Here is an 11,768-nt window from a genome sequence, read left to right as displayed (position 1 = left end):
GGAAGGCATGATGGTGATTCATCAAATTAAAGTACTTCAAGCAGTTGTATCTGCAATTGCTGAAGGTGGTAGAGGTGTTTCAGGAACAGCATTTCCACAACAACCTGCAAAGGCTTTGAAATTATATGAATTTGAAGGTTCACCATTTTGCCGTCGTGTTCGTGAAGTGATTACACTTTTGAATCTGGACGTTGAAATTTATCCATGTCCTAAAGGTGGAACAAAGTATCGTTCAGTTGTAAAAGAAAAAGGCGGTAAATTACAGTTTCCATTTTTAATTGATGAAAATACTGGCGATCAGCTATATGAATCACAGGATATTATTCATCATTTATTTAAACATTATGGTAAGACAGGGAAAACACCGCAGAAATTTTCGAGTTACCCAAACATGCCTTATGTTGCAGTTGCAGGAACTATATTAAATGGAGCTCGTGGAATATGGATAAATAAAAAAATTGTTGATAGAGCTGCACCTGAACAAAAACTTGAGTTATGGAGTTTTGAAGCAAGTCCGTATTCACGAATTGTAAGAAGTCTACTCTCTGAACTTGAGCTACCATATATTTTGCATAATGTGGCAAAAGAGAGATGGCAAGATATGGGACCTGCTATTCTTCGCTTAAAACCTGGTAAATACATACCTTTAGAAGGCGGAAAAAGAGAAAAGCTGTTGCCGATTATGCAAGGTAAAATGCAAGTACCATACTTAGTAGACCCAAATACGGGAGTGAAGATGTTTGAGTCGGCTCAAATCGTAAAGTATTTAAAAAAGCAATATGGACGTTGATTAAGCTTAATCTGAGTAAGAGTTTAGGCGTTTTCTTAAACTCTTATCAACATCAGATTTCTTAACAGGTTGTATGAAAAAAATATGAGTATGCTAAATTAATAAGCTTAAATACCTAAAAAGGCATATTTTATGGAATGTATGAGAATTCAACCTGTAACGAGTACTCCTGGTGAAAATGCATTATTTATTGTATTGGGACTAGCTCAAGGTGATTCTGTAATAGAAAAAGTAAAAGATTTTGCTGCTAATTTTTCAGCACTAACCAGAAGTCTCTTTAATCGTTATCCAGATAGTAAATTTAATGCTACTTTAGGTTTTAGCTCAAATGCATGGGATATATTATTTCCAGAGCAATCCAAGCCTCAAGAGTTACAACCATTTCAAGAAATTAGAGGTCCGAAATACACGGCTGTCTCAACTCCGGGTGATTTATTTTTTCATATACGTGCTGATCGTCAGACTTTATGTTACGAGCTGGGTAATATAATTAATCAACAGCTTGGTAAAGTAACGTATCCAATTGATGAAGTTCATGGTTTTCGTTATTTTGACGGTCGTGCAATTATTGGCTTTGTGGATGGAACAGAGAATCCTGAACCTGTTATTGCAGCACAGTGGGCATTAGTAGGCGATGAAGACCCTGACTTTATCGGGGGAAGTTATGCTTTTATCCAAAAATATACACATGATATGGACAAATGGCGTTCATTAACTGACGAAGAGCAAGAAAAAGTAATCGGCCGAAAAAAGTTCAATGATGTTGAGCTCGGCGATGATGAAAAACCTTTAACGGCTCATAATGTCGTTAGTAAAGCTCATGATGCAGAAGGTAATGAACTTAAAATTATGCGAGCTAATATGCCTTTTTCAAATCCGTCTAGAAATGAATATGGCACATTCTTTATTGGCTACTCGCGTAAATTTAGTACAACCCGACAAATGCTTGAGAACATGTTTTTAGGCAATGAGCATGGTAACCTAGATCGGTTACTTGACTTTAGTACTGCTCAAACAGGTACTTTATTTTTTGTACCGACTGTAGATTTTCTTGATGATTTAGGCGATGAATAGTCGTTAGTTTAGAAGACTTAAATGATGGGAGTGACTAGATTACTTCCATTATTTAAATTGAAATAAATATGATGTGATGAAATGTTTAAAAAGATAACGCAGCTTTTTCAAGGCTCAAAAGAAACACCAGAAAAACTTTACTTGCAAGAGAATCAATTAAAATTTGATTCTGAACGTGGGCCTATCATTAATGATGTAGTGATTAATCAGAAGTGGTCAGAGCATCTTGAATATTTCTCAAACCGTAAATTACAGAATTTTGATAATCTTCAAAAGTTATTTCAAATTACGCCACAAATTAATGAAAAGATTGATTTAGAAATCGCAACACAGCGCTATGTTGCAAGATTGGAAAATACTCAAGAAAAGCTACTTCAACTCAAAGCGATTATACAAATTTTAAATCAATATTACGTTTTGTTTTTGCGTGATAAATAATCATAGTTAATTGATTAAAAAATATAAAAAGTAGGGCCAACTAGTAGTTTGATTTTCAAAAAAATAACTCATTTCACTAAAAACATCATGCTACTATTGAGCTCATATCTTTTTAGCTGATAAAAGCCATATACATGTTTCAACAAGAAATCTCTCAATTGAATTTACAACAGCTCAAAGCCGGTGAAAAACGTTGGGTAGGGTCGTTATTAGGTTCGTCTGCTGCATTATTATTCAAAGAAATTGCCGTTCAGCATTCATCTTTGCTCGTTGTAGTAGCTCGAAATAACCAACATGTTGCCCAGTTAGAAAGTGAACTTGAATTTTATGGCATAAAACCGACAATTTTCCCTGATTGGGAGATTTTGCCGTATGACCGCTTGTCACCTCATCAAGATATTGTTTCAGAACGACTCGCGATTTTATCCAATATGCCGCAAAAAGGTGTATTGCTCATTTCAGCAAGCACTTTAGCTCAAAGAGTTGCACCATATTCTTGGGTTTTAGGTGAGCATTTTGATATACGTGTGGGGCAAAAATTTGATTTAGAACAACAGAAGCTACGTTTAGTACATGCTGGGTATCATTTAGTAGATACAGTTTACGACCATGGTGAGTTTGCTGTACGTGGCAGCATTATGGATATTTTTGCATCTGGTCAGGATGCACCTATCCGTATTGACCTATTTGATGATGAAATTGATACTTTAAAATTCTTTGATCCAGAAACACAAAGAACCACCACAACGTTAAAAAGTTTTACAGTTCTTCCCGCGAAAGAGTTCCCATTAAAAGAAGCTCGCTCCATTTTCAGAGATCGTTATTCTGAACTTTTTCCGACCGCGAATCCTAAGAAAAACCCAATTTACCAAGATGTTCTTGATGGAATCGCATCTCCAGGAATCGAGTTTTATTTACCGTTGTTTTTTAATAAAACCCACATGCAATCTCAAAGTGCACTTACAACGTACTTCCCAAAGAATTGCATTGTAATTACAACTGATGATGTGGATACCGATTTAACCAGTTTTTGGAAAGAAGTTTTTCGTCGTTATGAAGATAGACGCCATAACGCAGATCAACCAATTCTCCCTCCTGATGAGTTATTTATTGCACCCAATAACTTGCTAAGTGCTTTAAATCAGTTCCCACGTATGCTTGTAAGCGCTGAAGCAGTTGAAAAAAAAGCTGGGGCTCTAAATCTTAAGGTTGAGCAACCACCTAAGTTGCCAGTTGACCCGAAAAAAGAAAAACCATTTGCGGTAGTTAAAAAATATATTGATGAAGCAAATCATCCTGTTTTATTGGTTGCAGAAAGTGCTGGTCGACGAGAAAGTTTAAGAGATGGTTTGCGTGCCAGTCTGGGAGATATTCCTAGTGTAGATAGTTTTGAGCAATTCCAGAAAAGTCAGTTTGCGATTGCTATTACGAATGCACCATTAGACCGTGGTTTGCTTTTAACCGATCAATTGTCTGTTATTTCAGAAAATCAGTTGTATGAGCATCGCGTAGTTCAACGTCGTCGTAAACGTCAGCAAGAAGTTTCAGAAGAATTCCTAATTCGTAGTTTGACCGAATTAAGCATAGGTGCTCCTGTTGTTCATATTGACCATGGTGTAGGGCGTTATGCTGGATTAATTACTTTGGCAATTGAAGGGCAAGATTATGAATTCTTGCAACTAGACTATGCTGAAGAGGCAAAAGTTTACGTGCCTGTAACTAACTTGCATCTCATTAGTCGCTATAGTGGCGGAGATCCAGATTTAGCACCATTACATAAAATTGGAACTGACGCGTGGAGTAAGGCTAAACGTAAAGCTTTAGAACAAATTCATGATGTTGCAGCAGAGTTGCTACATATACAAGCACGTCGTCAGTCAAAACCTGGCTTTGGTTTTGAAGTCGATCAGTCACTTTATATGCAATTTGCGAGTGGATTTGCGTATGAAGAAACACTTGATCAAGCCAATGCTATTGAAGCGACACTTTATGATATGCAACAAGCTAAACCGATGGATCGACTTGTTTGTGGGGACGTTGGTTTTGGTAAAACAGAAGTTGCAATGCGAGCAGCATTTGTTGCGGTGCAAAATGGCAAACAGGTTGCTGTTTTAGTACCGACGACATTGCTTGCTCAACAGCATTATGAGTCTTTTAAAGACCGCTTTGCCGACTGGCCTGTTCGTATTGAAGTATTATCACGCTTTGGTTCAAATAAAACGCATACGAAAAATATTGAAGACCTTGCTGAAGGCAAAGTCGATATTGTGGTGGGCACCCATAAACTTTTACAAGAAAATGTGCAGTTTAAAGATCTCGGGCTAATGGTGGTCGACGAAGAGCACCGTTTTGGTGTGCGTGATAAAGAGCGTATTAAAGCATTACGCGCAGATGTTGATATGTTAACACTTACAGCTACACCAATTCCACGTACTTTAAATATGGCTTTTTCGGGAATGCGTGATTTATCTATCATTGCTACACCGCCAGCCCGTCGTTTAGCTGTTAAAACCTTTGTACAAGAACATACCGAAGCGTCTATTAAAGAAGCGATCTTGCGTGAGTTACTACGTGGTGGCCAAGTATATTTCTTGCACAATGAAGTTGATACGATTGAGAGAGCAGCTGAAAATATTCGCGTGCTTGTTCCTGAAGCTCGTGTAGCAGTGGCTCACGGACAAATGAGGGAAAGAGAACTTGAGCAAGTCATGCAACAGTTCTATCACAAAGAATACAATGTATTGGTATGTTCAACAATTATCGAAACTGGAATTGATGTTCCAAATGCCAACACTATTTTGATAGAAAGGGCTGACAAACTTGGTTTAGCTCAATTACATCAACTGCGTGGCCGTGTAGGACGTTCACACCACCAAGCTTATGCCTACTTATTGGTTCCTTCCATAAAGCATTTAAAAGGTGATGCTGAAAAACGCCTTGATGCAATCCAACGTGCTTCAACTCTTGGTGCTGGTTTCATGCTGGCTACGGAAGATTTAGAAATTCGAGGTGCCGGTGAGCTTTTAGGTGAGCAGCAAAGTGGTTCAATGCAGGCAATTGGATATAGCCTATATATGGAAATGCTGGAAAAAGCTACTAAAGCGATTCAGCAAGGCAAAACGCCGAATTTTGATGCACCTTTATCATTAACAGCAGAAATTAATTTACACATACCTGCTCTTATTCCAGATGAGTACCTAGGTGACGTGCATCAGCGTTTATTATTCTATAAGCGTATTAGTAATACAGATACCCAAGAAAAGCTCGACAACATCCGTATGGAGCTTATTGACCGTTTTGGGGTTCCACCGCAATCAGTTAAACACTTATTTAGTGTTCATCAAATTCGACTGAAAGCTGAACAGCTGGGGATTACTAAAATTGATATTAATACTCAAGGCGGCAATATTGAATTCTCGCCTGATACACCTGTTCAGGCCATCAGTATTATTCAACTCATGCAAAAGCATCCAACCTATTATCGTATGGAAGGTGGTCAACGTTTAAAGGTTATGGTTCAGCTTGAAGAGCAGGAAAAACGAATCCAATTTATTAATGATTTATTAGCGAAATTATTGAATGAATTACATGCTTGAATAGTGTTTTAAAGTGATTTTCATTCTATATAAATCCTTTGTATGTTGATAACAGAATTTTATGCACGATTTCTCGGTCTATTGGGGGAATAAGTGCATAAAATCATTGTTATTTGTAATCAAACCAGACACTAGCAATACTCACATCAAAACTGATGTGATAGTATTAGCCATTATTGTTTATTGTCATTTATAAAAGATATGTTTAGTTTGCATCCACAACTTGCTCAAGATACTTTTTTTGTAGGCGATTTTCCGCTTTCAACATGTCGTTTAATGAATGATATGCAATTCCCTTGGCTGATTTTAATCCCTCGTGTGCCGGGAATCACAGAATTATATGAGTTGAGCCAAGCTGACCAAGAACAGTTTTTGCGCGAATCAAGTTGGTTGTCTAGCCAGCTATCTCGTGTATTCCGCGCTGATAAAATGAATGTTGCAGCTTTGGGCAATATGGTGCCTCAATTGCATTTCCATCATGTGGTACGTTATCAGAATGATGTTGCATGGCCTAAACCAGTATGGGGTACACCTGCGGTTCCTTATACAAATGATGTGCTGGCTCATATGCGTCAAACTCTTATGCTTGCGTTACGTGGTCAAGGTGATATGCCATTTGATTGGCGCATGGACTAAATCAATGCAATGCCACATTTATATAAATGTGGCTACATTGAGGTGTGGAGGATAGGGTGCAATTAGAGAGGTTTATCGATAGAGAGCCTAAGCAGTTTGCATATTTTCATCGTTTGATGGGATATTCAATTCTGTCATTAATTTTAGTGATCTATGCTTTTACCTCACCTAATACAAATTATCAGATCTATGTTCCACCTTTTTTCCTATTTCTGCTTTTTATTAGTTCGAAGTTAGAACATTGGCTTCAGTACCAATTCGATAAAAAAACTCAAAAAAGTGTTTTCTTTGCAATCGATGCAATTGTTGTGGCAGTTACCTTAGCAGGTCTGCATCTTAACTTGGTGCCTACATTTATTGCAATTTTTGCATTATTTTATTCAGCAATTAATAGTCGTATTTCTTTCGCAGTCATTTGTTTGACCAGTTTGTTAGGCGCGATTATTTTTTATTTAAGTACTTTCTTTTTATTTGGTTTTTATACATATTTTGAGCCTACTAGCCAAGAGTTGACTGTAATTACACTTCTTGGCTTGGTTATGTTTATTACCATCGGAAACTACTACCAGCATCGTTGGGTTAAAAAAATCAGTCAACAGCGTCAACATTACTATGACCAAATGACCCGCTATATTGCTTTTGCTAATCAGTTAAGTCGTTATGCGCCATTACAGTTATGGCAGTCTATTATGCGCGGTGAGGCTGAAGCAAAGATTGAATATAAGCGTAAAAAAATGACAGTGTTTTTTTCTGATATCCAGGGTTTTACGGAGTTATCAGAAACTTTGATTCCAGATGATTTAGCATTTTTGCTTAATGACTATTTAAGTCATATGACAGAAATCGCTAAACAGTATGAAGCCACAGTCGATAAATTTATGGGTGATGCCATCCTTATATTTTTTGGTGATCCGAATTCACAAGGTGTGGAGCAAGATGCCAAAGCCTGTGTAGAAATGGCAATCGCTATGCGTCAGCAAATGAAATTGTTGCGCGAGCGCTGGAAAAAAATGGGTTACTCAGCATTGCATATCCGAATGGGCATTAGTACTGGTTATTGCCACGTAGGAAATTATGGGGCAACACATCGTATGGCTTATACGATTGTAGGTCGTGATGTGAATTTAGCGGCTCGTCTGCAATATGCTGCTGAAATAGATGAAATCTTAATTTCAGATGATACTTATCAATTAATCAAAAGTGATTTCCTGTGCGCACCTAAAACACCGATTTATCTAAAAGGTATTCAAGGTGCGGTAAAGACATGGCAAGTGATGGAGAAATATACAGGCAATAAATCGGATCATCAGCAATGGTTCGATTATGAGTATAAAGGCTTTCACTTGGTACTTAATTTAGAAGAAGTACAAAACTATGAATATCCTGAATTAGTAGAAGTGCTTGAGAAAATGATTCAACGAATTAAAGTTCAACAAACTTTAGTGAATACTCAAGGTATAGCGCAGTTAAGACTTGAAGATGAAGTTAAAACTTTAGAAATAGACCAACAAGATCAAGTTTAGAGTCTATAAAATATAAAAAAAGCTGCTTTTAAAGCAGCTTTTTTTATTAACACGATTAATGATTTTCTGAAGCGTGGTTGATTGTATATTTAGGGATCTCAATTTCTAAATCTTCATCAACAATTTTTACTTGGCATGAGAGGCGAGAATCCGGTTCAAGACCCCAAGCGCGATCTAAAAGATCTGCTTCAACATCATCCATTTCTTCTAAGCTATCAAAACCTTTACGAACTACTACGTGACATGTTGTACAAGCGCATGACATGTCACATGCATGTTCGATTTTAATTCCTCGATCAAGCAAACTTTGGCAAAGATTTGCATTCTGTTCAACTTCAAATTCTGCACCTTCAGGACAAAATTGAGCGTGAGGAAGTACTTTAATGCGGGGCATATTGATCACCTATACCTTTAGTTTGAATTTGACCAATCTTCAAGTTTTGTACCTTTTAAGGCGTGGTCAATATGTCGATTCATACGTAGTGCAGCAAAAGCATCACTATGTACTTTAAGTTGTTCTACAGCTTTTTTAATTGCTTGAATATCATTGTCTTCAAGTTGTACTTTAAGCGAGTTTTCAGCGGCTTTAAGTACTTCGAGCTGTTCATTATTGAGTAAATCAGCATCCACTTTCAAAGCTTGTTCTAATGCTTCAAGCTCGCGTTGGGCCTCAACTTTGGTTTCTTTTAAATGACGCAGATTTTTGTCTTCTTCTGCATGTTGGAAACCTTCAATTAGCAAGCGTTCAGTGTCAGACTCTGATAAACCATAAGATGGTTTAATATCAATTTGAGCTTGTACACCTGAAGTTGTTTCACGAGCTGAAACAGTAAGCAAGCCGTCTGCATCTACCTGAAAGGTAACTTCAATACGTGCTTGACCAGCAGTCATTGGGGGAATGCCATGAAGAACGAATCTTCCTAACGATCGACAGTGTTCGACTAAATCTCTTTCACCTTGAACTACATGAATCAGCATGGCAGTCTGGCCATCTTGATAAGTAGTAAACTCTTGGCGGCGAGCAACCGGAATAGCTGTATTACGAGAAATAAGACGCTCTACTAATCCACCCATGGTTTCTAAGCCAAGAGAAAGAGGAGTAACATCTAAAAGTAGTGAGCCGTCTTGGCTGTTTCCAATTAATTGATTGGCTGTAATAGAAGCACCAATCGCTACTACTTCATCAGGATTAATTGTGCAAAGTGGTTCTTGGTTAAATACATTGCGAACCGCTTGCTGAACAGCATACGAACGCGTAGAACCACCTACTAAAACAACATTTTGAATATCTGATAACTCAAGTTTTGCATCACGTAAAACGCGTTTGCAAACACTGATTGTTTTATCTAAAGCAACTTGAATAATGCTCTCAAAGGTTGAGCGATCAAGTGTTAGTACATTTTCAAGTAGTTTTAACTGAACGGATTCTTGTGTAGAGAGTTGTTCTTTTGCTTGGCGAGCAGCAACAATAAATACTGCATAGTTTTCATCACTTAGCGTATCAATATTTAATTGTTTTTTAGCCCACTTAACAATGAGACGATCTAAATCATCACCGCCTAAAGCAGTATGACCACCTGTAGCTAATACTTCAAAGACACCTTGTGAAAAACGTAGGATTGATACGTCGAAAGTACCACCACCTAGGTCATAAATCACATAGTTATGATCTGTAGCTAAATTCGTTTCTTGATCTAAACCATAAGCCACAGCAGCAGCAGTTGGCTCATTTAAAAGACGTAGTACATTCAACCCAGCCAGCTGTGCAGCATCGCGTGTTGCTTGACGTTGTGCTTCATCAAAATAAGCTGGAACAGTAATTACGGCTCCATTTACTGGGTTTTGTAAACTAGATTCAGCACGTTCTTTTAGTTGTTTTAAAATTTCAGCTGAAATTTCAACAGGCGTTTTACGACCAGAACGTGTCTCGAAAGCTGGCATCTCATTTTCAGAACCCACTAATTCATATGGGTGTTGAAATTTGATATCTGCTTTTGAGCGTCCCATAAAACGCTTTACAGAAACAATTGTATTTTTTGGATCAGCAATAATGAAAGGTTTTGCTTCTTCACCATAATGAGTGACATCATTTCCATAATGCACAATAGAAGGAAGAAGTCGTCTTTCTTTTTCGTCGTTAAGGACTTTTGGTTTGCCTGATAACACTGTCGCAACTAAAGAATGTGTTGTTCCTAGGTCGATACCAATCGCAATGCGGTGTTCATGTGGGGCACTGGATTGACCCGGTTCAGCAATTTGCAAAAGTGCCATGAGTTAAATCCTTTGAATATAAATTGGAAAAAGCAAATTAAAAATCATCGTCTAAATCAAAGTTGTCTTCATCATCCAACAGTTGATCTTCTGCTTTTTCAATATCGTTAAGAACGCGCTGAAAGAAACGTAATTTACGTACAGTATCTCGAGCTTCGCCCCAATCTTCATCTGAGTAGTCAATTTTAAATTCGCGAACTAAGCCATCAATCCACTGAAAAACTTCTTGCTTAAGAGTACTTAAATGCTCTTGTGAAGTTGCTTCATCAAGTTGCTCACGAAGTTCTAGAGCTGATTGTAGGAACTCAAAATCACTAATGGATTGATCGAGGTGGTGATCTTGCTTTTTTAACGCTAATAGATAAGCAGCGCGGCTATCTACTTGCGAAAGTACTTTAAAAGCTTGATTGATTTCACTTGATTTGATCAATGCCTGATCTTTATCTTCTGCTTTATCTGGGTGATATTGCTGTTGCAAACTTAAGAAACTAGTTTTTAAGCTCGCCAAATCGATATCGAGTTCTACGGGTAAATTGAACAACTCAAAATGATTCATTAGAAAGGAGGTCCACGTTAATTAAATACATTAAAACAGTGCTATAAAAAGTCACTGTTTTAATGAAAAGGATGGAAGGAGAAGAGGGAGTTATACAGTGAAAGACTCACCGCAACCACATTCACCTTTTTTATTGGGATTGTTAAATTCGAACCCTTCGTTAAGGCCATTCTTTACGTAGTCCATTTCTAAGCCTTCTAAATAGACAAGACTTTTTGGATCTACAAAAACCTTAACGCCAAATTGTTCGAAAACTTGGTCATGTTCATCGACAGAATCAACAAATTCGAGAACATAAGCCAACCCAGAACAACCAGAAGTTTTCACACCCACGCGAATGCCTTCACCCTTACCTCGATTTTTAAGGTAATTGCTAATATGAGTCGCAGCATTTTCAGTTAAATGAATCATGAAAACTCCAACGTTTACAATGGTAACAAATTAAGCTTTAGATTTTTTACTGCGGTAATCATCAATCGCAGCTTTAATTGCATCTTCAGCTAGTACAGAGCAGTGAACTTTTACTGGAGGAAGAGCAAGCTCAGTTGCGATATCAATATTTTTGATCGCTTGAGCTTCATCAAGAGTCTTACCTTTTAACCATTCAGTTACAAGTGAGCTTGATGCAATTGCAGAACCACAACCATAAGTTTTGAAGCGTGCTTCTTCAATCACACCACTATCATTTACCTGAATTTGTAAACGCATCACGTCGCCACATGCAGGTGCACCCACCATGCCTGTACCAACATTTTCAGAGTTTTTATCTAAAACACCAACATTACGTGGGTTTTCGTAATGATCAATTACCTTTTCGCTATAAGCCATTTCGCTTCTCCAAACCTCGGGGTCAGCCTAATATTAATATGAGGGTTAAAACACTA

The 11,768-nt window shown here is 37.6% G+C and carries 11 protein-coding genes; 6 read left to right on the top strand and 5 right to left on the bottom strand.

What is annotated here, in order from left to right:
* The first annotated feature begins 7 nt into the window (after positions 1–7).
* From J536_RS05695 to J536_RS05670, 6 genes are all read left to right on the top strand, one after another.
* Positions 8–790 (top strand): glutathione S-transferase N-terminal domain-containing protein, encoded by a 783-nt coding sequence (locus J536_RS05695; protein ID WP_081318476.1) that lies wholly within the window; start codon positions 8–10, stop codon positions 788–790.
* Positions 791–931: 141 nt separating this feature from the next.
* Positions 932–1,864 (top strand): Dyp-type peroxidase, encoded by a 933-nt coding sequence (locus tag J536_RS05690; protein WP_080776895.1) that lies wholly within the window; start codon positions 932–934, stop codon positions 1,862–1,864.
* Positions 1,865–1,945: 81 nt separating this feature from the next.
* Positions 1,946–2,302, top strand: coding sequence for a hypothetical protein (locus J536_RS05685; protein ID WP_032056993.1), 357 nt, complete (start codon positions 1,946–1,948; stop codon positions 2,300–2,302).
* A 134-nt stretch (positions 2,303–2,436) separates the two neighbouring features.
* Positions 2,437–5,898: a transcription-repair coupling factor gene (gene mfd, locus J536_RS05680; protein ID WP_032056992.1), complete on the top strand. Its 3,462-nt coding sequence runs from the start codon at positions 2,437–2,439 to the stop codon at positions 5,896–5,898.
* 201 nt (positions 5,899–6,099) lie between these two features.
* Positions 6,100–6,534 carry an HIT domain-containing protein gene (locus J536_RS05675; RefSeq protein ID WP_002117900.1) on the top strand — a complete coding sequence of 145 codons (435 nt, stop codon included), beginning with the start codon at positions 6,100–6,102 and terminating at the stop codon, positions 6,532–6,534.
* Positions 6,535–6,590: 56 nt separating this feature from the next.
* The gene (locus tag J536_RS05670; protein ID WP_017403203.1) at positions 6,591–8,057 is read left to right on the top strand and encodes an adenylate/guanylate cyclase domain-containing protein; all 1,467 of its coding nucleotides are present in this window, start codon (positions 6,591–6,593) and stop codon (positions 8,055–8,057) included.
* Between the two features lie 55 nt (positions 8,058–8,112).
* On the opposite strand, the gene fdx is transcribed toward J536_RS05670, so the two are convergent.
* The 5 genes from fdx to iscU all read right to left on the bottom strand — a co-directional run bounded on the left by fdx (position 8,113) and on the right by iscU (position 11,712).
* Entirely contained in the window at positions 8,113–8,451 is a 339-nt protein-coding gene (gene fdx, locus J536_RS05665; RefSeq protein ID WP_009387062.1) for an ISC system 2Fe-2S type ferredoxin, read from the bottom strand.
* Between the two features lie 17 nt (positions 8,452–8,468).
* Positions 8,469–10,328 carry a Fe-S protein assembly chaperone HscA gene (hscA, locus tag J536_RS05660; RefSeq protein ID WP_032056991.1) on the bottom strand — a complete coding sequence of 620 codons (1,860 nt, stop codon included), beginning with the start codon at positions 10,326–10,328 and terminating at the stop codon, positions 8,469–8,471.
* A gap of 37 nt (positions 10,329–10,365) precedes the next feature.
* Entirely contained in the window at positions 10,366–10,884 is a 519-nt protein-coding gene (gene hscB, locus J536_RS05655) for a Fe-S protein assembly co-chaperone HscB (protein WP_014206626.1), read from the bottom strand.
* 90 nt (positions 10,885–10,974) lie between these two features.
* Entirely contained in the window at positions 10,975–11,295 is a 321-nt protein-coding gene (iscA, locus tag J536_RS05650; RefSeq protein WP_002117986.1) for an iron-sulfur cluster assembly protein IscA, read from the bottom strand.
* 30 nt (positions 11,296–11,325) lie between these two features.
* On the bottom strand, positions 11,326–11,712 hold the full coding sequence (gene iscU / locus J536_RS05645) for a Fe-S cluster assembly scaffold IscU (RefSeq protein ID WP_002117907.1): 387 nt from the start codon (positions 11,710–11,712) through the stop codon (positions 11,326–11,328).
* Positions 11,713–11,768 lie beyond the last annotated feature (56 nt).

It is taken from the genome of Acinetobacter sp. 809848 (assembly GCF_000581275.1).
In the GTDB taxonomy this organism is placed as follows: Bacteria; Pseudomonadota; Gammaproteobacteria; order Pseudomonadales; family Moraxellaceae; genus Acinetobacter; species Acinetobacter pittii.
This window is presented reverse-complemented; position numbering and strand designations above follow the sequence as displayed.